The organism is Rhodoferax sp. (assembly GCF_013297935.1).
GTDB lineage: Bacteria > Pseudomonadota > Gammaproteobacteria > Burkholderiales > Burkholderiaceae_C > Allorhodoferax.
Window position 1 is genome coordinate 1 of the sequence record NZ_JAAFIX010000021.1, and the last position, 19,642, is coordinate 19,642.

General features: G+C 60.2%; 21 protein-coding genes and 1 tRNA gene. 19 read left to right on the forward strand and 3 right to left on the reverse strand.

The window, feature by feature from the left end; all coding sequences use genetic code 11:
* The first annotated feature begins 78 nt into the window (after positions 1-78).
* The 3 genes from QZW03_RS16830 (at position 79) to QZW03_RS16840 (ending at position 1,386) form a co-directional block, all read left to right on the forward strand.
* A tRNA-Met gene (locus tag QZW03_RS16830) sits at positions 79-155 on the forward strand.
* Between the two features lie 177 nt (positions 156-332).
* Positions 333-569, forward strand: coding sequence for a hypothetical protein (locus QZW03_RS16835; protein WP_296511215.1), 237 nt, complete (start codon positions 333-335; stop codon positions 567-569).
* Entirely contained in the window at positions 523-1,386 is an 864-nt protein-coding gene (locus QZW03_RS16840; RefSeq protein WP_296511216.1) for a hypothetical protein, read from the forward strand. The genes QZW03_RS16835 and QZW03_RS16840 overlap by 47 nt, the downstream gene beginning before the upstream one ends.
* Positions 1,387-1,400: 14 nt before the next feature.
* On the opposite strand, the gene QZW03_RS16845 is transcribed toward QZW03_RS16840, so the two are convergent.
* The gene (locus QZW03_RS16845) at positions 1,401-2,378 is read right to left on the reverse strand and encodes a sodium-dependent bicarbonate transport family permease (protein WP_296511217.1); all 978 of its coding nucleotides are present in this window, start codon (positions 2,376-2,378) and stop codon (positions 1,401-1,403) included.
* 89 nt (positions 2,379-2,467) lie between these two features.
* Between QZW03_RS16845 and QZW03_RS16850 the strand changes: the two genes are divergently transcribed.
* The 9 genes from QZW03_RS16850 to QZW03_RS16890 all read left to right on the forward strand — a co-directional run bounded on the left by QZW03_RS16850 (position 2,468) and on the right by QZW03_RS16890 (position 11,235).
* Positions 2,468-3,361, forward strand: a complete 894-nt coding sequence (locus QZW03_RS16850; RefSeq protein ID WP_296511218.1) for a LysR family transcriptional regulator — start codon at positions 2,468-2,470, stop codon at positions 3,359-3,361.
* 47 nt (positions 3,362-3,408) lie between these two features.
* Positions 3,409-4,257, forward strand: coding sequence for a plasmid replication/partition related protein (locus QZW03_RS16855; RefSeq protein ID WP_296511219.1), 849 nt, complete (start codon positions 3,409-3,411; stop codon positions 4,255-4,257).
* Positions 4,258-4,414: 157 nt separating this feature from the next.
* The gene (locus QZW03_RS16860; protein WP_296511220.1) at positions 4,415-5,587 is read left to right on the forward strand and encodes an ABC transporter substrate-binding protein; all 1,173 of its coding nucleotides are present in this window, start codon (positions 4,415-4,417) and stop codon (positions 5,585-5,587) included.
* A 124-nt stretch (positions 5,588-5,711) separates the two neighbouring features.
* Positions 5,712-6,587, forward strand: coding sequence for a branched-chain amino acid ABC transporter permease (locus QZW03_RS16865; protein WP_296511221.1), 876 nt, complete (start codon positions 5,712-5,714; stop codon positions 6,585-6,587).
* Entirely contained in the window at positions 6,584-7,591 is a 1,008-nt protein-coding gene (locus QZW03_RS16870; protein WP_296511222.1) for a branched-chain amino acid ABC transporter permease, read from the forward strand. The genes QZW03_RS16865 and QZW03_RS16870 overlap by 4 nt, the downstream gene beginning before the upstream one ends.
* The gene (locus QZW03_RS16875; protein WP_296511223.1) at positions 7,588-8,379 is read left to right on the forward strand and encodes an ABC transporter ATP-binding protein; all 792 of its coding nucleotides are present in this window, start codon (positions 7,588-7,590) and stop codon (positions 8,377-8,379) included. The genes QZW03_RS16870 and QZW03_RS16875 overlap by 4 nt, the downstream gene beginning before the upstream one ends.
* Positions 8,376-9,101, forward strand: coding sequence for an ABC transporter ATP-binding protein (locus tag QZW03_RS16880; protein ID WP_296511224.1), 726 nt, complete (start codon positions 8,376-8,378; stop codon positions 9,099-9,101). The genes QZW03_RS16875 and QZW03_RS16880 overlap by 4 nt, the downstream gene beginning before the upstream one ends.
* Positions 9,102-9,184: 83 nt before the next feature.
* Positions 9,185-10,162, forward strand: a complete 978-nt coding sequence (locus tag QZW03_RS16885) for a tripartite tricarboxylate transporter substrate binding protein (protein ID WP_296511225.1) — start codon at positions 9,185-9,187, stop codon at positions 10,160-10,162.
* Positions 10,163-10,287: 125 nt separating this feature from the next.
* Entirely contained in the window at positions 10,288-11,235 is a 948-nt protein-coding gene (locus QZW03_RS16890; protein WP_296511226.1) for an AEC family transporter, read from the forward strand.
* Positions 11,236-11,241: 6 nt separating this feature from the next.
* Here QZW03_RS16890 and QZW03_RS16895 read toward each other — a convergent pair whose 3' ends face one another.
* Both QZW03_RS16895 and QZW03_RS16900 read right to left on the reverse strand, forming a co-directional pair.
* Entirely contained in the window at positions 11,242-12,198 is a 957-nt protein-coding gene (locus QZW03_RS16895) for a tripartite tricarboxylate transporter substrate binding protein (RefSeq protein WP_296511235.1), read from the reverse strand.
* A 173-nt stretch (positions 12,199-12,371) separates the two neighbouring features.
* Positions 12,372-13,286: a LysR substrate-binding domain-containing protein gene (locus QZW03_RS16900; protein WP_296511227.1), complete on the reverse strand. Its 915-nt coding sequence runs from the start codon at positions 13,284-13,286 to the stop codon at positions 12,372-12,374.
* A 125-nt stretch (positions 13,287-13,411) separates the two neighbouring features.
* Between QZW03_RS16900 and QZW03_RS16905 the strand changes: the two genes are divergently transcribed.
* The 7 genes from QZW03_RS16905 (at position 13,412) to QZW03_RS16935 (ending at position 19,424) form a co-directional block, all read left to right on the forward strand.
* Complete coding sequence (locus tag QZW03_RS16905; RefSeq protein ID WP_296511228.1) at positions 13,412-14,131, forward strand: substrate-binding domain-containing protein; 720 nt, start codon at positions 13,412-13,414, stop codon at positions 14,129-14,131.
* 33 nt (positions 14,132-14,164) lie between these two features.
* Positions 14,165-15,193 carry an amidohydrolase family protein gene (locus QZW03_RS16910; protein ID WP_296511229.1) on the forward strand — a complete coding sequence of 343 codons (1,029 nt, stop codon included), beginning with the start codon at positions 14,165-14,167 and terminating at the stop codon, positions 15,191-15,193.
* A gap of 297 nt (positions 15,194-15,490) precedes the next feature.
* Positions 15,491-16,174, forward strand: a complete 684-nt coding sequence (ligK, locus tag QZW03_RS16915) for a 4-carboxy-4-hydroxy-2-oxoadipate aldolase/oxaloacetate decarboxylase (protein ID WP_296511230.1) — start codon at positions 15,491-15,493, stop codon at positions 16,172-16,174.
* 9 nt (positions 16,175-16,183) lie between these two features.
* Positions 16,184-17,122 (forward strand): amidohydrolase family protein, encoded by a 939-nt coding sequence (locus QZW03_RS16920; protein ID WP_296511231.1) that lies wholly within the window; start codon positions 16,184-16,186, stop codon positions 17,120-17,122.
* A 1-nt stretch (position 17,123) separates the two neighbouring features.
* A complete protein-coding gene (ligA, locus tag QZW03_RS16925; RefSeq protein ID WP_296511232.1) occupies positions 17,124-17,567 on the forward strand; it encodes a protocatechuate 4,5-dioxygenase subunit alpha in 444 nt (147 codons plus the stop codon).
* A complete protein-coding gene (locus tag QZW03_RS16930; RefSeq protein WP_296511233.1) occupies positions 17,567-18,460 on the forward strand; it encodes a class III extradiol dioxygenase subunit beta in 894 nt (297 codons plus the stop codon). The genes ligA and QZW03_RS16930 overlap by 1 nt, the downstream gene beginning before the upstream one ends.
* A 1-nt stretch (position 18,461) precedes the next feature.
* Positions 18,462-19,424 (forward strand): Gfo/Idh/MocA family oxidoreductase, encoded by a 963-nt coding sequence (locus tag QZW03_RS16935; RefSeq protein WP_296511234.1) that lies wholly within the window; start codon positions 18,462-18,464, stop codon positions 19,422-19,424.
* The last annotated feature ends 218 nt before the right edge of the window (positions 19,425-19,642 follow it).

Genomic DNA, 19,642 nt, shown 5'->3' on the forward strand with positions numbered 1-19,642 from the left:
AATTGGTTGAGCGTTCTGAAGAAGTTTCTGCAACTTCTGAAGAAGTGAAGGCTTAATAGGTTATAATTAAAGTCTTGACGCGGAGTGGAGCAGCCTGGTAGCTCGTTGGGCTCATAACCCAAAGGTCGTTAGTTCAAATCTAGCCTCCGCAACCAATAAAATCGTGTTCTCACGGCAAAAAGGCTCACCTAGGTGAGCCTTTTTTGTTTGTGGCACAATCTCGGGCCGTCTACGGGCACGCAGGTTCAAATCTTGCCGTGTGACTGTCAACGGTAAAAGCTGCGTGCAAATCGCCTAGCTCAAGCGCTATTCGCTTGATATTGAGAAGTTAGATGGCTAAATCACCTACCAAAGACACCATCGTGAATGATGGTTTGAACTACAAGTCCAAAGCGGGAGGCTCGCCATTCCTGGAGTCTTCATACCTTGGAGCTGCGACTATGTCGTGCTTTTTGTGCGGAAAGCATCGCTCGCGTCAATTCTTGAAAACACGCAAGTTGATCGGCAAGTCTCACACCGTGTGTGCGCCTTCTTGCAAAGAACTGGCTGAACAAGAAGCCAAGCAGTAAGTTGCCCATAGCGCGGATGAAGATGTCAGGCGCGGCTTCTTTTCTGATCCCAAGCAAAGACAGGCTCGCTCTTGAGCTGGAGCGGCTTTACGGACGTTTTGCGGGCGCAAACACGGAGATCGCTGATACTTCTATCACGAGGGTGATGGTCTTAGAAGTCGCCCGCCCGGCTGACTGGGCTTTGCTTGCACCGGTATGGCACAGCTTTGTAAATGACTGGAAGCTTCCGCCTCCTGCTATTGCCGTGAACGGCGTTGACGGCATACAGCTCTGGTTCTCTGTTTCGAACCCCTTTAGTGCCCAAATCGGCCACCAATTTCTTGATGGATTGGTGGCTCACTTTTTACCCGATGTCTCGGTCAATCGGATTGGCTGCATGCCGATGCTCGCAGCAGAAACCACCGATTTTCAGCCAGGATTTCTCGTTATCCCGCGGAACCTGAGTGGCACTGACCGCTGGTCCGCGTTTATCACCAGGGATCTTGCGGCAGTATTCGGGGAAGAGCCTTGGGTAGATGTACCTCCTCAGCGGGATCAGCAGGCTGACATGCTATCGCGGCTGGGTTCTATGACTCCAGACCAATTCGACTATGTGCTGGCCAAACTGAGCCAGAGCCATAGTGTGAAGATTGAGGCTCTTTCGCTTACACCTTCAACGCGCCAGGCCCCAGAATCAACTCCAAGTGCTGAGCTTGGCCCCGAGGGGCAAATCACACCCACGGAATTTCTCTGCGCCGCTATGAACAACACGTCTCTCCCCATGAGTGAGCGCATCGCAGCGGCCAGCGCACTATTGCCGTATTCCAATCGTCTTTAACTGCAGGATCTGGATTAAGCACCGCCGTATCGGAATGCAATGTGGACATAAAGCGGAATACCCACTAGCAGGTTGAGGGGCAGTGTCAGGCCCAGTGACATGCCAAGATAAAGCGCCGAGTTTGCCTCCGGCATAGAGTGTTTCAAGACTGCAGGAACGGCAATGTACGAGGCACTGGCTGCCAGTACCATTAACAGAGCTAGGTCTCCCGCAGCGAGGCCTGCGGCATAGCCCACGAGCAGCGCCAATGCAGCATGCACCAGCGGGGCTGCGAGTGCGTACACATAGATCCACGGGGTTTGGCCTCGTAACTGCGGCAAATTCTTTGCAGCGCTCACTCCCATATCCAGTAAGAAGAATGCGAGCATGCCTTTGAACAGGTTGCCGGTAAATGGCTCCATGGCGACCTTGCCTTCGTGGCCGGTGAGTAGACCAATCGCCATGGAGCCTAACAAGAGGAATTGCGCTCCATCGGTCAATGACTCATGGAGCACACCCTTCAGGCCCGTAGTTCTGGGCGCGTTATTAACTATCTGTGGTGCGCCTTGGTGGCGCAAGCGGCTGGCGAGGGCGATGGCCAAAATAATGGCAGGTGACTCCATGAGCGCCATTGCGGCAGCCATATGGCCACCGAAGGCAAGCTCCTTGGACTCCAGATACTGAATGGCAGTGATGAACGTGACGGCACTAACCGAACCATAGGTCGCAGCCACCGCCGCGGCATCAAAAGGCGCAACTAGCCGCCGCATGAGCAGAAAGCTGATCGCCGGAATCACGAAAGCCAGTAGCAGTGCCAAACCTAGCGCGAGCCCCACATCGCTGCTGAACCCCGATTTGGAAAGCGCAAAGCCTCCTTTTAGACCTAGGGCCATCAACAGGTACAAGGCCAAAAAGCGGGACACCTGCGGAGGAATCTCCAAATTCGACTTCAAAAAGCCGGCCGTGAGCCCGAGCAGGAAAAAGAGAATCGCCGGGTCCAAAAGTGCCTGCATCACAAGTCCTTAAAAAGTGCGGCGATGGTAGACTTCAAAATACATAAAGTAAAATCAAATAAAAAACGAAATAACATAGATAAAAATCGATGCTTCTCTCAAGTCGCCAGCTCAAAACCTTTCTTGCGGTAGTCGAGCACGGCAGCATTACGGCGGCTGCCCGGGCCTTGCATGTGACCCAGCCGACGGTGTCTATGCAGCTCAAGGAAATGGGCGATGTGGTCGGCCTCCCGCTTTACGAGGTAACGGGCAAAAAGCTGCACCTGACCGCAGCAGGTAAGGAACTTGAAGCCACAGCCACCCAACTGATGCAAGAGTGGGAGCGCTTTCACCAAGCCATTGCTGCGCAAAAAGGGCTGACGGCCGGCCGCTTGCGCCTAGCGGTGGTGAGCACTGCCAAATACTTCACACCGCGCTTGCTTGGTGATTTCTGCCGGATGCATCCCGACGTTGAAATCTCTCTCGAAGTACTCAATCGCGATGGTGTCATCCAGCGCCTGCGTGACAACGTGGATGACCTCTACATCATGTCCAAGCCCCCGGCGGATATTGATGCTGCAGTCCATGCCTTCCTGCCCAACCCCCTGGTGCTAATCGCACCACTGGCCCATCCGCTGGTGGATCGCGCAAAGGTGGCGCTGGCTGACTTGCATATGGAGCGCTTTGTCCTACGTGAGAAAGGCTCGGGGACCCGACTCAGTGCGGACGCCTATTTTTCACGCAGTAACTTCGTGCCGCGCATTCGCCTGGAGATGGGCAGCAACGAATCACTCAAACAAGCCGTTGCCGGTGGCTTGGGTCTGTCGGTGGTGTCCAGCCACGCACTAGGCCCCGACATCGCAGGGCAGGGACTCGCTGTCCTCGATGTGGACGGATTCCCGCTCACTTCCAATTGGTACACGGTGCATCTGCGAGGGAAACAGCTATCACCGCTGGCCGTGGCATTTATGCAGTACCTCAATCAGTTTGCGGCAAAGGCCTGAGCTCCCCCTCGCCTACAATCCAGCCCTTTTGCGCAGGCTCGCCCAGAATGGACATCATCGTCAACGAAGAACTCAAGGCCTACATTGATCCGCTCACCCCCGAAGAGCATGCCGCCTTGGAGCGCAGCATATTGACAGAAGGATGCCGCGACGCGCTGGTCCTCTGGGGTGATGTGCTGGTTGACGGGCACAACCGATACGGCATCTGCAAACAGCACGGCCTTCCGTTTCAAACTATCCAAAGCACCCTCTTCCAGTCCATGGATGATGTCCATCTCTGGATGATCGACCAACACCTCGGCCGGCGCAGTGTCTCGGACTTTCAGCGTGGAGTGCTGGCACTTCGCAAACGCGAGATTCTTGCCAGTCGCCGCAAGGGTGCATTGACAGACGCGGCCCCGGCTCACGCGGGCGACGAGCCTGCAAGCAGTGAAGAAGGGCGCACCGCCAACCCGGCTGCCGTTGCCGATGCAGGCGGAGGCTTCAAGAGTCGCGAAGAACTCGCCAAAGCAGCACGCCTGAGCAGCAGCCAGGTGGTGATGATTGAAAAAATTCAAAAGCAAGCGGCCCCTGAACTCGTCGCCGCGGTGAAGTCCGGGGTTATCTCCATCAACGCGGCTGCCGCCGTCGCGAGCTTGCCGGAGCAAGAGCAAGTGGCTGCCGCTACCGCCGGTAAAGAAGAGTTGAAGTTGGCTGCAAAGCGCGTCCGTGATGCGAAACGCACCGCACGCGAAGCCATGGCCGCCAACGCGCCAACGCCGTCCGGCGGAGAAGTGCAAGCCGCGCCTAGCGACACCACGGAATGGACGATGGAGGCTTTGCGCGAGCGTGTCGCACAACTGGAGGCAGAAAATGCTCACCTACGCCGCCAATTGGGATCAGTCCAGCCCTTCTAAGCCCAATGAAGTTGGCAAAACACCAGATAGGAACCAAAAAACGCTCCGGATATTGCAAAATGGAATAACAAAGATTGCATATCCACGGTTGCAATAGCCGGGGCAAAGGGCGATAGTCGCAGGCAGTGTGATTCAAAAACCGTTTAGGAGACAACACATGAAAAAACGCCACTTCTTGCGTGCAACTACCCTCGCCACGTTGGCATTCGCGGGCTCCGCCGTGTTCGCTCAGGACAATGTATTTAAAGTCGGATTGATCCTGCCGATGACTGGGCAGCAGGCTACCACTGGTCGGCAAATAGAGGCGGCCGCCAAGCTATATATGGCTCAAAACGGCGACACCGTTGCCGGGAAAAAAATCCAGCTCATCATCAAGGACGACACCAGCATTCCCGATGTCACCAAGCGCATGGCGCAAGAGCTGATCGTCAATGACAAAGTCAATGTCTTGGCCGGTTTTGGTATCACTCCATCTGCCTTTGCCACAGCGCCTTTGGCGACCCAGTCCAAGACCCCTCAAGTGGTGATGGCGGCGGCAACTTCGAGTATCACCGAAGCCTCGCCCTATATCGTGCGCACCAGCTTCACGCTGCCACAGGCATCGGTTTCCATTGCGGATTGGGCACCTAAAAATGGCATCAAGAAAGTGGTGACCCTGGTGTCCGATTACGGCCCGGGTTTGGACGCAGAAAAGTTTTTCAAAGAACGCCTATTGTTCAACGGTGGCACAGTGGTTGACACCTTGCGCGTGCCCCTGCGCAACCCTGATTTCGCCCCTTTTCTGCAAAAAGTGCGCGACTTGAAGCCGGATGCCCTATTCGTGTTTGTGCCCTCCGGCGCCGGCGCTGCGGTGATGAAGCAGTTCTTGGAGCGTGGTATGGACAAGGCGGGCATCAAACTCATCGGAACCGGCGACATCACGGATGACGACCAGTTGAACGACATGGGCGACGGTGCCTTGGGCGTGGTCACTTCCCACCACTACTCGGCAGCCCACCCCTCTGCTGTCAACAAGAAGTTTGTAGAGGCCTTCAAAAAGGCTAATAACAACCTTCGCCCCAACTTCATGGCCGTCGGTGGCTATGACGGCATGCGCGTGATTTACGAAGCACTCAAGGTCACCAAGGGCCAAGGTGGCGGTGACGCCTTGTTGGCGGCCATGAAGGGCCAGATCTTCGAGAGCCCGCGCGGCCCGATTTTCATCGACGCGCAGACACGTGACATCGTGCAAAACATCTACTTGCGCAAAGTGGAGAAGAAAGACGGCCAGCTGTACAACGTGGAATTTGATGTCATCAAAGACGTCAAAGACCCCGGCAAAGCCCGTTAATCAACTTACCTGACCGCTGGCGACCGGCGGCAGTCTGCAGGCAAAAAAGCGATGGCAACCCCTTCGCTTTTTTGTTGCCCGGATTCTGCCGATTTCCAGCAACAAAGACCCGGACACCACTTCTATGTTGACCATTCTCTTTGACGGCATTGCCTACGGCATGCTGTTGTTCATCCTCGCGGTCGGCCTCGCCGTCACCATGGGCCTGATGAACTTTGTCAATCTCGCACACGGCGCCTTTGCCATGGTGGGCGGCTACGTGACAGTGCTCTTGATGCAGCGCCTGAACGTGCCCTTCCTGCTGTGTTTGCCTATCGCCTTCTTCACCTCTGCCGTGCTGGGGGCTATCCTGGAGCGCACGCTCTACCGCCCCTTGTACAAACGGCCCCACTTGGACCAGGTGATGTTCTCCATCGGCCTGACCTTCATGGCTGTGGCCGCGGTGGATTATTTTGTAGGCTCCACCCAGCAGATCATGCAGCTGCCTGAGTGGCTCAAGGGCCGCACCGAAATCGGTGAGGGCGCCTGGATGCTGGGCATGGGCCACTACCGCCTGTTCATCATTGCCGTGTGCGCGGCCCTCACCATCGCGCTGCAGCACATCCTGACCAAAACCCGCTTCGGCAGCCGCTTGCGGGCCTCGGTGGACGACCAGCGTGTGGCGGCCGGCCTAGGGATCAATGTGAACGTAGTCTTTCTCGCTACCTTTGCCGTGGGCTCCGGCCTTGCCGGTCTGGGCGGCGCGCTGGGGGCCGATGTGCTGGGTATGGACCCCACCTTCCCGCTCAAGTTCATGATTTACTTTTTGATCGTGGTGGCCGTAGGCGGCACCTCCAGCATCACCGGCCCGCTCCTGGCAGCTTTGCTCTTGGGCATTGCAGACGTGGCCGGCAAGTACTACATCCCCAAACTCGGCGCCTTCATTGTGTACAGCCTGATGATCATCATCCTGGTCTGGCGCCCGCAAGGCCTCTTTGTGCGCAAAGGCGGCAAGGCATGACTACCTCGGACTCTTCTTCCATGAACAACACCAATATCCTGATGCGCGCCGGTCGCTGGCGCTGGTGGGAGCTGCTGCTCTGGGCGGTGGCCCTGGCAACACCGTGGGTCATGAACACCCACGCGCTCATCATCAATGAGATTGCCATCGTTGCGCTGTTTGCGCTGTCGCTGGACATCATCCTCGGTTACACCGGCATCGTGTCGCTGGGCCACGCGGCCTTCTTCGGCATGGGCGCGTACACCGCGGCCTTGTTCTCCAAGCACATCAACCCCGACCCCTTGTTCGGCTTGGCGGTGGCCATGGCCGTGTCCACGGTGTTGGGTGCTATTTGCAGCGTGACGGTGCAGCGCGGCACCGACCTGACCCGCCTCATGGTGACCATGGGCGTGGGCCTGATCCTGATGGAGCTGGCCAACAAACTCGACTGGCTCACCGGCGGTGCCGACGGCCTGCAGGGCGTGATGATGGGCCCCTTGCTCGGCCGCTTCGAGTTCGACCTGTACGGCAGCACGGCCGCCACCTATTCCATCGTGGTGTTGTTCATCATGTTTGTGCTGGCACGCCGCTTCGTGAACTCGCCCTTCGGCGGCACGCTCAAGGCCATTCACGACAACCGCTTGCGCGCTATGGCCATCGGCATTCCTGTGGCCAGCCGCATTGCCGTGGCGTACACCGTGGCGGCAGGTGCTGCCGGTATGGCCGGCGCGCTGCTGGCGCAGACCACGGGCTTTGCCTCGCTGGACGTGTTTGAGTTCCACCGCTCGGCCGACCTCGTGCTGTTGCTGGTCATCGGCGGGGTGGGCTGGTTGTATGGCGGCGTGATCGGTGCCATCGTGTTCAAGGTGTTGCAAGACGCTATTTCCAGCATTACCCCGCAGTACTGGACCTTCTGGATCGGCCTCTTTCTGGTGGTGCTAATGCTGGTGGGCCGCGAGCGCGTAGTGCGCCCCTGGACCTGGTTCGGTGCATCGTCCTCCAAAAAGAAAGGCGGTGCTGCATGAGCGCCACCTCTAGTTCCATGAATTCCAATACCGTACTCAGCGCGCAAGGGCTGGTGATGAAGTTCGGCGGCATCACCGCCACCAACAACGTCACCCTGAACCTGCAAAAAGGCGCACGCCATGCGCTCATCGGTCCCAACGGCGCCGGCAAAACCACGCTCATCAACCTGTTGACCGGCGTGCTGCAGCCCACCGAGGGTCGCATCGTGCTCGAGGGTGAGGACATCACCCACCTCGCCCCGCACCAGCGTGTGCGCCGTGGCATGGTGCGCACCTTCCAGATCAACCAGCTGTTCGACAGCATGAGCCCGATGCAAACCTTGGCCATGGTGGTCAGCCAGCACAAGGGTCTGGGCGGCAAGTGGTGGCAGCCCTTGGGTGCCAATCGCAGCGTGGTCGAGCGGAGCGAGCAACTGCTGGAGCAGTTCCACCTCAGCAGCGTCATGCACCAGGAAACCCGGGTGCTGGCCTACGGCAAGCGCCGCTTGTTGGAAATTGCGATTGCGCTGGCCTGCGAGCCCCGCGTGCTGCTGCTCGACGAGCCCGTGGCCGGTGTGCCGGCCGGCGAGCGTGAAGAGTTGCTGCAAACCGTGGCGGCCCTGCCGGCGGATGTGTCCATCCTTTTGATTGAACATGACATGGATCTGGTCTTCAGCTTTGCAAACCGCATGACGGTGCTGGTCAACGGCACCATGCTCACCGAGGGCAACCCCGAAGAAATCGCCAACGATCCGCAGGTCAAGGCGGTCTATCTTGGCCACGCCGAAGGCGAAGGAGCCCACGCATGACCGAACTACTGAAAGTCGAAAACCTGTCCGCCGGTTACGGCGAGGCGGTGGTGCTGCACGGCGTGTCCGTCAGCATCAACGAAGGGGAAACTCTGGCGCTGCTTGGCCGCAACGGCACCGGCAAAACCACCTTCATGAACACCCTGGCCGGTGCCACCCGCCAGCACGGCGGCACCATGCACCTAGGGGGCGCAGTCCTACACAAAATGCCGCAGCACGAGCGTGCTGCCGCCGGTATCGGCTGGGTGCCGCAAGAGCGCAACATTTTCAAGTCGCTCACTGTCGACGAAAACCTGACCGCCGTGGCACGCCCGGCCCGCGCAGGCCGCAAGGCCGCCATGTGGACACCCGAGCGGGTGTACGAGCTCTTTCCCCGCTTGGCGGAGCGCAAAACCAACCTGGGCACACAGCTCTCAGGGGGCGAGCAGCAAATGCTGGCCGTGGGCCGCGCGCTGGTGCTCAACCCCACCATCTTGCTGCTGGACGAGCCGTGTGAAGGCCTGGCGCCCATCATCGTGCAGGAGTTGCTGCGGGCCATCCGGCGCATTACCCGCGAGGAGGGCCTCTCGGCCATCATCGTGGAGCAGCACCCGCAGGCCATTCTGGCCATCAGCGACACCGCTGCGGTGCTGGACCGCGGCACCGTGGTGCACAGCGGCACGGCGCAAAGCCTGCGCGAGCAGCCGGAGCTGCTGGACCGCCTGCTGGGCGTAGCCCGGTAACCCCGGCTTGCTATCGAAATAAGAGCTGCTGGCGCTTACTCTATAAGCGCTAGCAGCTCTTTTTATTAGAAAAGGAGACATGCATGAACCGTATTTCCCGTCGTGGCACGCTCGCTGCCATCGCTCTGTCGGCTTTGACCGCTGCACTTCCGGCCGCGGCCGAACCCTTCCCCAGCAAACCTATCCGCATCGTGGTGCCATTCGGCGCGGGTGGTGTGGCAGACCTGACGGCGCGCACGGTCGCGCAAAAAATGGCGGAATCGCTGGGCCAGCCGATCATCATCGACAACAAACCCGGTGCCGGTGGGGTGGGTGCTGGCGAGGCAGTGGCCAAGGCCGAGCCGGATGGTCACACCTTGCTGCTCATGTCCAACGGCACCGCAGTGAGCGCTGGCTTGTTCAAGAGCCTCCCGTTCGACGCGGTGCGCGACTTCGCACCCGTCTCCACCCTGGGTTACTTTGATCTTGCGGTGCTGGCCTCCGCCAGCGCGCCTTACAAAAACCTGGGTGAACTCATGGCCTACGCCAAGGCCAACCCCGGCAAGCTCAATGTGGGCACCATCAACATTGGCAGTACTCAGCATCTGGCGGCCGAGCTGTTCAAGTCCCGCACGGGGCTGGACTTCTTGATCGTCCCGTTCAACGGTACACCGGCGCTCACCACCGCGCTGCGTGGTGGGCAGGTCGATGTGGCCATCGAAATCCTCGGGCCCATGATGGGCCAGGTCAGCTCCAAGGCCTTGCGCCCGCTGGCCATTCTGGGGGACGAGCGCGCAGCGCAGGTGCCTGATGTGCCCACCGTCATGCAAAGCGGGGTGGCTAACTTTGACGTGTCTTCATGGAACGCGCTGGCTGCTCCCGCCAAAACGCCCAAAGACGTGATTGCTCGCCTCAACAAGGAAGTGCAGGCCGCGCTGGCCCACCCCGATGTGAAGAAGAAGCTGTTTGAGCTGAATGTGTCTGCCCGCGGCTCCACCCCCGAGAAATTGGGCGAGTTGCTCGCCAGTGACATCAAGCGCTGGGGCGAGGTCATCGCCAAAGCCGGTGTGCCGCGCCTCTAATGCGCTATACATTTGATAGCTGCTCGCGCATGGCTTGTGTGGGCTAGCTGCCAATTTGGCTATCAATTAGGGGCGCTGGTGCTACGTGCAGAAGCGCTCCCCGCCCCACCCACTGACAGGTTCTGATGCTCGATATCCTGGCCATTACCGGCCCCATTTATGTTTGTATTGCTCTAGGCTATCTTTGCACCCGCATGGGGGTGTTCAGTAAACCCGATCTGCGCGTGCTGGGCAAGTTTGTGCTCAACCTGGCCTTGCCGGCGCTCCTGTTCAACGCCATTGCCCAGCGTCCGCTGAAAGACGTTATGCACATGGATTACCTGCTGGCCTACGGCTTGGGCTCCGGGGCCATGTTGCTCTGCAGCTACCTGTGGGCCCGCTATGTCAACCGCAGCGCCGGCAGCTACCGCGCCTTTTTCGCCATGGGGACCGGCTGCTCCAACAGCGGCTACATGGGTTACCCCGTGGTGCAGCTGGTGCTCGGCAGCATTGCGCCGGTGGCGCTGGCGCTCAACATGCTGTTGGAAAACCTCATCAAACTCCCCGTGCTGCTCACGCTGGCCGACAACGCCGATGCCGGCGCCCACCGCCCCTGGCGCACTGTGCTGCTGGACATTGCCCGGGGCTGGGTGCGCACGCCCATGCTGGTGGTGATACCGCTGGCGCTGCTGGTGTCCGTCATGGGCTGGACCTTGCCAAGCCCGGTGGCCCGCACCATTACGCTGTTCTCGCAGGTCACGACCGGCCTGGCCCTGTTTGTCATTGGCGGGGCGCTGGTGGGCTTGCAGCTCAAGGGTAAGCGCCGGCTGGTGGGGCAGATCACCTTCGGCAAGCTGGTGCTGCACCCGCTGTGTGTGTTTCTGGCCTTCACCTTCGTCGTGCCGATTGCCGACCCGCAGCTGCGCACCGCGGCGCTACTGTTTGCCGCCATGCCCATGCTAGGCGTCTACCCCATTCTTGCGCTGAAGTACGGCCATGAAGAGGTGAGTGCAGCCACCTTGCTGGCCGCCACCATCGGCTCGTTTTTCACCCTTAACGTGTTGTTGTGGATGCTCAAGCACTACCCGCTCTGAGTTCGCTCAGTCCGCGCGCACCCGCCCGCCGCTGATCACCGGTTTCCAGCGCGCAATCTCTTTGGCAATGAGTTTGCCGAAGTTGGCCGGGGTATCGGGGGTGGCTATGGCGCCTTCGGCATTGAGCCGGTTTTTGAGTTCGGGGGAGTTCAGCGCCAAGTTGATCTGGGTGTTGAGCTTGGTGATCACGTCCGTGGGCGTACCGGCAGGCGCCACCACGCCGTACCACTGGTCGGCCTCAAAGCCGGGGTAGCCACTTTCCGCCACCGTGGGCAGGTCGGGCAGGGCGTCCATGCGCTTGGGGCTGGAGACTGCGAGGGCGCGCAACTGTCCGTTCTTGATCTGGCTGATCACCGCAGGTGCGCCTGTGAACAGCAACTGCGTTTGTCCGCCCACCAGGTCGGTGATCGCGGGCGCGGTGCCGCGGTAGGGGATGTGCAAGAGCGAGGTGCCGGTTTGCAGCTTGAAGTACTCGGTGGCCAAGTTGGCCGCGCTGCCGTTACCGCCTGAGCCATAGTTCATCTGCCCCGGTTTGGACTTGGCTAGTGCCACCAGTTCTTTCACGTTTTTGGCGGGCACGCCGGGGTGCACCACCAGCACATTGGGTACCCGGGCCACCCAGGCCACGGGGGCGAAGCTTTTGATCGGGTCGTAGGGCAAATTCGGAAACAGCGTGGGGTTCACCGCCAGGGTGCCGATGTGCCCCATGAGCAAGGTATAGCCGTCCGCCGGCGCTTTGGCCACCTTGTCCGCGCCAATGGCTCCGCCCGCCCCCGGCACGTTGTCAATGACGACCGGCTGGCCCCACGCTTCGTTGAGTTTCTGCCCGATCGCACGCGCCAGAATGTCCGACGACCCTCCCGGCGTAAAAGGCACCACCAGCCGGATCGATTTGGCCGGGTAGGCCGCAGCGGTCTGTGCTTGGCCGGGTAAATGAAGAAAAAGGCAGCTAGCCCACACCACGATTGCGCGAGTAGCTATGATTTTTGTAGTATTTTTGGTCAAGGAAATGTCTCCGTCGGTTGAGCTGGGGGGCCAGTGTCCGCGCAAGCCGGTCCTTGCGGCTAGTCGCTGGCGGCATACCTGCTATGCAGTAATCCGGCGGGCTGCTGAATCAGGGTTGACTCAACGGCAAGTCAGCGGTGAATCGCCTCCAGCACCACCCCGCTCACCACCTCCATGGCCTTGCGCTGGGTTTGTGTGGTCGGGCGGCGGGCCGACCAGACCAGCATGAGCTGGCTCATGATGCGCGGGCTGTGGATGGCCTGCACGGTAAAGGTCTCGGGGTTGTCGAAATTGCTCAAGGTGTAGCTCGGCAGCACGGCGTGGCCCATGCCTTCTTTCACCAGGTTGAGGATGGCGTTGAGCCCGTCCACCTCCAGCAGTACCTCGGGGCGGCGACCCATGCTCATCATTTCGCCCTCTAGCAGGATGCGGAATGCGTTAGGCCGGCTGGGCAAGATGAGTGGCAGCTCCGCCACATCCCGCAAGCTCAGGGCCGGTGCCGCGCGGGCCTTGCCTTTTTGGCTGCCCATCGGGTTGTGGGAGATGAGGGAGAGCTCGTCCTCGTCCAGCGTGCTCATTTCCAGTTCGCTGCTTTGTCCGGGGTTGTAGAGCACCGCCATGTCGAGGTTGCCCAGGCGCAGGCCCTCGTGCATCTGGACCGAAAAGCCCTCGGTCAAGGTCAGGTGGGCGTGGGGCAGGGCTTCGCGAAAGGCTTTGACCAGCGGCACCGTGATCAGCTTGGACAGGCTGGGCGGCAACCCTATCGACACCCGCCCGGCCAAGGCACCGCGTGCGGCGCCCAGCTCCTCCCGCGTCAACTGCACCTGGTGGAGGATGCCGCGACCGTGTTCGAGCAGCAGCTTGCCCGCCTCGGTAGGCACGGCACCCCGCCCGTTGCGGGTCAGCAGGTTCTGGCGCAGCTCCACTTCTAAGAGGCGAATTTGCCGGCTGAGTGCCGGTTGGGCAACGTCCAGAGAAATAGACGCACGCGTGAAACTGCCCATTTCGGCCACGCGCACAAAGTACTCCAACTGTTTCAAATCCATAAGGTAACGCTCCAATGACCAAGTTTCTTCTGTGAATAGCTGAGCTTGAATTATGCCGATATGAGATAGCTGCTAGTTGCCTGCTTGGCTTATCAAATGCCGCCCGCACGACCAGAATACCTGCCATGCAATCCCCCGACCCTCTTGCCGCCACGGCGTCCCCGGTGTTGACGTCTATCTCGTCCATGGCCACCCGCCAGGTGCTGGTGGCCTTGGCGTCTGCCTACCAGGCCCAGACCGGCTTGCAACTGGCGTTGGAGTCGGTCGGCGGGGTCGATGCCGCCAAGCGGGTACAGGCCGGCGAGGTGTTCGACATTGTGTTTTTGGCCTCTGACGCTATCGACAAACTTCTGGCGGCAGGGCACCTGCTGGCGGGCAGCCGGGTCGACCTGGTGCACTCCGGTGTGGCGGTTGCCGTGAAAGAGGGTGCTGCGGCACCCGACATCAGCTCAGAGGCCGCTATGCGCGCTGCCGTGTTGGCTGCGCCTACCGTGAGCTACTCCACCGGCCCGAGCGGCGTGGCCTTGGCCAAGCTGTTTGAGCGCTGGGGTATTGCCGACGAAATTCAAAGCCGCCTCGTGCAGGCGCCCCCGGGTGTGCCGGTGGGCTCGCTGGTGGCACAGGGGCAGGTGGCGCTGGGCTTTCAGCAGCTCAGCGAGCTGATTCACGTAAAAGGCATCCGCATCGTCGGGCCTTTGCCGGCCGGTATCCAGATCACCACTACTTTTTGCGCCGGCATCGGTGCCCGCAGCACCCAAGAGCCCGCAGCTCGCGCGCTGCTGGCCTACATGGCGTCGCCCGAGGCGAACGCTGCCAAGCTGCGCGAGGGCATGGAGCCCGCCTAAACAACCACACCTACAACATCACCGGAGACACCCATGATCATTGACTGCCACGGCCACTACACCACCGCCCCCAAGGCGCTGGAGAACTGGCGCAATGCCCAGATTGCCAACCTCAACACCCCCGAACTGGGCCCCAAGGTGGCAGACCTCAAGATTAGTGATGACGAGCTGATTGAGACCATCGAGAGCAACCAATTGCGCCTGATGCGCGAGCGCGGCTCCGACCTCACCATCTTCAGCCCGCGCGCCAGCTTCATGGCCCACCACATTGGCGACTTCAATGTCTCCAGCACCTGGGCCGCCATCTGCAACGAGCTGTGCTACCGCGTGAGCCAGCTGTTCCCGGACCACTTCATTCCCGCCGCCATGCTGCCGCAAAGCCCTGGCGTGGACCCTGCCACTTGCATCCCCGAGCTGGTGAAGTGTGTGGAGCAGTACGGCAACGTGGGTATTAACCTGAACCCTGACCCGAGCGGCGGCCATTGGACATCGCCCCCCTTGAGCGACAAGGCGTGGTTCCCCATTTACGAGAAGATGGTGGAGTACGACATCCCCGCGATGATTCACGTCAGCACCAGTTGCAACGCGTGCTTTCACACCACCGGCGCCCACTACCTGAATGCCGACACCACGGCTTTCATGCAGTGCCTGACCAGTGACCTGTTCAAGCAGTTCCCCACCCTCAAGTTCCTGATTCCGCACGGCGGCGGCGCGGTGCCTTATCACTGGGGTCGCTTCCGAGGTTTGGCGCAGGAACTCAAGAAGCCTTTGCTGGAAGAGCACTTGCTCAACAACATTTATTTCGACACCTGCGTGTACCACCAGCCCGGCATCGACTTGCTCAACACCGTGATTCCGGTGAAGAACGTGTTGTTTGCGTCGGAAATGATCGGCGCGGTGCGCGGCATTGACCCGCAGACCGGTAACTATTACGACGACACCAAGCGCTATATCGAAGCTAGCAAGATATTGAGTGCGGACGACCGCCATCAGATCTATGAAGGCAATGCGCGGCGCGTGTTTCCGCGGCTGGATGCGGCTTTGAAGGCCAAGGGGCGCTGAGTTTTTTGCGCTTGTGGAGGGCTCGGGGTGGCTACGCGTTTTGCTGCGTGTCCCCCGCCCGCTTTGCGGGCTCCTCCTTGACCTCCGCAAAACGCATAGCCACCCCGAGCCTTACGGTGCGAATTGGACGTGCGAACAGAAAAGACACTTCTTCGCAGCAGCAGAGTAGGGGTGAGTGCCGTAGTGAAGTCAAGGAGGAGCCCGCGCAGCGGGCGGGGGACATGAACGAAGGTACTTGCCCCTGCTCTGCTGCGGGTCCAGAAGAAAACCGATGAGAAACACTGAGGAGATTTAGACATGTACGAACTAGGCGTTTGCTATCGCAACATCATCCGCGCAGACCGCGCAGCCGCTGACGGCTTGGCCGCTCTGGGCTCTGCCACTGTGCACGAAGCCATGGGCCGCGTGGGCCTGCTCAAGCCCTATATGCGCCCCATCCAGAGCGGCGTTCAGGTGTCCGGCACGGCGGTGACCGTGTTGCTTCAACCCGGTGACAACTGGATGATGCATGTGGCCGCCGAGCAAATCCAGCCCGGCGACATCGTGGTGGCCACGGTCACTGCAGAGTGCACCGATGGTTTCTTTGGCGACCTGCTGGCGACCAGCTTTCAAGCCCGTGGTGCACGCGGTCTCATCATCGAAGGCGGTGTGCGCGATGTGAAAGAGCTGCAGCGCATGGGCTTCCCGGTGTGGAGCAGGGCCATCAGCAGCAAGGGCACCATCAAGGCGACCTTGGGTTCGGTCAACATTCCAATCGTGTGTGCCGGCATGCTGGTCACACCGGGTGATGTGATCGTGGCGGATGACGACGGTGTGGTCTGCGTGCCCGCAGCACGCGTCGCCGCCACACTGGCTGCTGCCCAGAAGCGCGAGAGCTTTGAAGGCGAAAAGCGCGAGAAGCTGGCTGCCGGCGTGCTGGGGCTGGACATGTACAAGATGCGCGAGCCCTTGGCGGCGCTGGGTTTGAAATACATCGACTGAAAGCCCACTATGAGCAAACCTACTTCGGGTGATTTCACCAAGACCGCTGGCTGGATGGACTGGTACACCGGCCCGGCCAAGCCTAAGTTCCAACTGCCTGCAGGCGCTGTCGATGCCCACTGCCACGTGTTCGGCCCCGGCGCAGAGTTCCCTTATGCGCCCGAGCGCAAGTACACGCCGTGCGATGCGTCCAAGCACCAGCTCTTCGCCCTGCGCGACCACCTGGGCTTTGAGAAAAACGTGGTGGTACAAGCCACCTGCCATGGTGCCGACAACCGCGCCATGGTGGACGCGCTGCTGGCCAGCAATGGCAAAGCGCGCGGTGTGGCCACCGTCAAGCGCAGCGTGACCGACGAAGAAATCCAGGCCATGCACGACGCCGGTGTGCGCGGAGTGCGCTTCAACTTCGTTAAGCGCCTGGTGGACTTCACCCCTAAGGACGAGTTGCTGGAAATTGCGGGCCGTATCGCCAAGTGGGGCTGGCACATAGTGATCTATTTCGAGGCGGTCGACCTGCCCGAGCTGTGGGACTTTTTCACCGCGCTGCCCACCACCGTGGTGGTGGACCACATGGGCCGGCCCGATGTGTCGTTGCCCGTAGATGGCCCACAGTTCGCGCTGTTTGAAAAGTTCATGCGTGAGCACCAGAATGTGTGGAGCAAAGTGAGCTGCCCCGAGCGCCTGAGCGTAGCCGGCCCCAAGGCGCTGGATGGCGAGCAAAACGCCTACCGCGATGTAGTTCCGTTTGCCAAGCGCATCGTCGAGCAGTTCCCGGACCGCGTGTTGTGGGGCACCGACTGGCCGCACCCCAACCTGAAGGACCACATGCCTGACGACGGCCTGCTGGTGGAATTCATTCCCCACATTGCGCCCACCGCCGAGCTGCAACAGAAGCTGCTGGTAGACAACCCCAATCGCCTTTACTGGCCCGAAACCCTGAAGGACTGACATGTCACTCGAAAAACCCTACCAGGACGTTCCCGGCACTATCATTTTTGATGCCGAGCAAAGTCGCAAAGGCTACTGGCTTAACCAGTTCTGCATGAGCCTCATGAAGCCCGAGAACCGCGCCCGCTTCAAAGCCGACCAGCGCGCCTACCTGAACGAATGGCCCATGAGCGAAGAGCAGCGCCAGTCGGTCATCGACATGGACCTGAACCGCGCCATGCAGCTGGGCGGCAACATCTACTTCCTGGCCAAAATCGGCTCTACCCACGGCCTGAGCTTTCAGCAAATGGCTGGCAGCATGACCGGCATGACCGAGGTCGAGTACCGCGCCATGATGATGGCCGGCGGCCGCTCGGCTGAAGGCAACCGTTACGTGGGCGAAGACGGCGATGCCCAAGCCCACCACCAACCCCAAGGCCAAGCCGGCAAGAAAGAGAGCGCCTGATGGCCCGCATAACCGCATCGGTATTTACCTCCCACGTCCCCGCCATTGGCGCTGCTATGGACCTCGGCAAAACGCAGGAAGACTATTGGAAGCCCCTGTTTGCCGGCTACGACTTCTCCAAACAGTGGATGAAGGACAACAAGCCGGATGTGATTTTTCTGGTCTACAACGACCACGCCACCGCCTTCAGCCTGGACCTGATTCCCACCTTCGCCATTGGCACCGCCGCCGAGTACACCCCGGCGGACGAAGGCTTCGGCCCCCGCCCTGTGCCCAAGGTGCAGGGCCACCCCGACCTCGCGGCGCACATCGCCCACTCGGTGATTCAACAGGACTTCGACCTCACCATCGTCAACAAGATGGACGTGGACCACGGCCTGACCGTGCCCCTGAGCTTGATGTGCGGTGAGAAGGACCCTGTCAAGGACGCCTGGCCCTGCCCGGTTATTCCGTTTGCCGTGAACGTGGTGCAGTACCCCGTGCCCAGCGGCCAGCGCTGCTTCAACCTGGGCAAGGCTATCCGCAAAGCCGTGGAGAGCTACGACGAAGATATCAACGTGCACATCTGGGGCACCGGCGGCATGAGCCACCAGCTGCAGGGTGCACGCGCCGGCCTGATTAACCGCGAGTGGGACAACGCCTGGCTGGACCAGATGATTGCCGACCCCGCCGCCTGCGCCGCCACACCGCACATCGACTACGTGCGCGAAGCCGGCAGCGAAGGCATTGAGCTGGTGATGTGGCTGATTGCCCGTGGCGCGATGTCAGACGTGCCCTACGATGCTACAGATTTGGAAGCGGCTCGCGCACATTCTGTGCGGGTTAAGCACCGGTTTTACCATGTACCCGCCAGCAACACGGCGGTGGGACATTTGATTTTGGAGAACACGTAATATGAGCAAAACCATCAAAGTCGCGCTGGCTGGCGCGGGCGCTTTCGGCGTCAAGCACCTGGACGGCATCAAGAACATTGACGGTGTGGAAGTCATCTCCCTCATCGGCCGTGAGCTGGACAAAACCAAGGAAGTGGCTGCCCAATACGGCATCGGCCATGTGACCACCGAGCTGTCGGAAAGCCTGGCAATCCCTGAGCTGGACGCTGTGATTTTGTGCACCCCCACCCAGATGCACGCCGAGCAAACGCTGGCCTGCCTGAAGGCCGGCAAGCACGTGCAGGTGGAAATCCCCCTGGCCGACAGCTGGGCCGGTGCCGAGGCCGTGGTGGCCGAGCAAAAGAAGACCGGTTTGGTGGCCATGTGCGGCCACACCCGCCGCTTCAACCCCAGCCACCAGTATGTGAATGAGCAAATCACGGCCGGCAAATTCAACATCCAGCAAATGGATGTGCAGACCTACTTCTTCCGCCGCACCAACACCAACGCGCTGGGCCAGGCCCGTAGCTGGACCGACCACTTGCTGTGGCACCACGCGGCGCACACCGTGGACCTGTTTGCCTACCAGGCCAATAGCCCTATCGTGCAGGCCAACGCCATCCAGGGCCCCATCCACCCGGTGCTGGGCATTGCCATGGACATGAGCATCCAGCTGCGCGCGGCCAACGGTGCCATCTGCACCTTGAGCCTGAGCTTCAACAACGACGGCCCCCTGGGCACCTACTTCCGCTACATCGGCGATACGGCCACCTACCTCGCCCGCTACGACGACCTTTACACCGGCAAGGAAGAGAAGATCGATGTGAGCCAAGTGGCCGTCAGCATGAACGGCATCGAACTGCAAGACCGCGAGTTCTTTGCTGCCATCAAAGAAGGGCGCGAACCCAACTCAAGCGTTGGCCGCGTGCTCGACTGCTACCGCGTGCTGCACCAGTTGGAGCAGCAATTGGCGCAGCAGGGCTAAGTGTTCTGTTCAACCTGTTAGCAACGTTGTATTCAACGTGAGCCTGCAACCGCAGGCTCTTTTTTTTGCGTGATCCAACGCACGCCCATTGCTCGTGAGCGGATGTATCCTACCAAGCGAGCATGTAACAGTTGCGGATCAGGAGCTGAGAAAGTGGGAACGTTGCTTACAGGTGTTTGGCGCATTTCGGTCCTTAGCGTCTATGCGCTGATATTTTT

Excerpts from the sequence above, each read along its gene's own strand:
- QZW03_RS16885 (WP_296511225.1), top strand. The coding sequence starts at position 9,185 with ATGAACCGTATTTCCCGTCGTGGCACGCTCGCTGCCATCGCTCTGTCG.
- QZW03_RS16850 (WP_296511218.1), top strand. The coding sequence starts at position 2,468 with ATGCTTCTCTCAAGTCGCCAGCTCAAAACCTTTCTTGCGGTAGTCGAG.
- QZW03_RS16900 (WP_296511227.1), bottom strand. The coding sequence starts at position 13,286 with ATGGATTTGAAACAGTTGGAGTACTTTGTGCGCGTGGCCGAAATGGGC.
- QZW03_RS16920 (WP_296511231.1), top strand. The coding sequence starts at position 16,184 with ATGAGCAAACCTACTTCGGGTGATTTCACCAAGACCGCTGGCTGGATG.
- QZW03_RS16910 (WP_296511229.1), top strand. The coding sequence starts at position 14,165 with ATGATCATTGACTGCCACGGCCACTACACCACCGCCCCCAAGGCGCTG.
- ligA (WP_296511232.1), top strand. The coding sequence starts at position 17,124 with ATGTCACTCGAAAAACCCTACCAGGACGTTCCCGGCACTATCATTTTT.
- QZW03_RS16875 (WP_296511223.1), top strand. The coding sequence starts at position 7,588 with ATGAGCGCCACCTCTAGTTCCATGAATTCCAATACCGTACTCAGCGCG.
- QZW03_RS16880 (WP_296511224.1), top strand. The coding sequence starts at position 8,376 with ATGACCGAACTACTGAAAGTCGAAAACCTGTCCGCCGGTTACGGCGAG.
- ligK (WP_296511230.1), top strand. The coding sequence starts at position 15,491 with ATGTACGAACTAGGCGTTTGCTATCGCAACATCATCCGCGCAGACCGC.
- QZW03_RS16930 (WP_296511233.1), top strand. The coding sequence starts at position 17,567 with ATGGCCCGCATAACCGCATCGGTATTTACCTCCCACGTCCCCGCCATT.
- QZW03_RS16855 (WP_296511219.1), top strand. The coding sequence starts at position 3,409 with ATGGACATCATCGTCAACGAAGAACTCAAGGCCTACATTGATCCGCTC.
- QZW03_RS16890 (WP_296511226.1), top strand. The coding sequence starts at position 10,288 with ATGCTCGATATCCTGGCCATTACCGGCCCCATTTATGTTTGTATTGCT.
- QZW03_RS16935 (WP_296511234.1), top strand. The coding sequence starts at position 18,462 with ATGAGCAAAACCATCAAAGTCGCGCTGGCTGGCGCGGGCGCTTTCGGC.
- QZW03_RS16845 (WP_296511217.1), bottom strand. The coding sequence starts at position 2,378 with ATGCAGGCACTTTTGGACCCGGCGATTCTCTTTTTCCTGCTCGGGCTC.
- QZW03_RS16865 (WP_296511221.1), top strand. The coding sequence starts at position 5,712 with ATGTTGACCATTCTCTTTGACGGCATTGCCTACGGCATGCTGTTGTTC.
- QZW03_RS16905 (WP_296511228.1), top strand. The coding sequence starts at position 13,412 with ATGCAATCCCCCGACCCTCTTGCCGCCACGGCGTCCCCGGTGTTGACG.
- QZW03_RS16860 (WP_296511220.1), top strand. The coding sequence starts at position 4,415 with ATGAAAAAACGCCACTTCTTGCGTGCAACTACCCTCGCCACGTTGGCA.
- QZW03_RS16835 (WP_296511215.1), top strand. The coding sequence starts at position 333 with ATGGCTAAATCACCTACCAAAGACACCATCGTGAATGATGGTTTGAAC.
- QZW03_RS16870 (WP_296511222.1), top strand. The coding sequence starts at position 6,584 with ATGACTACCTCGGACTCTTCTTCCATGAACAACACCAATATCCTGATG.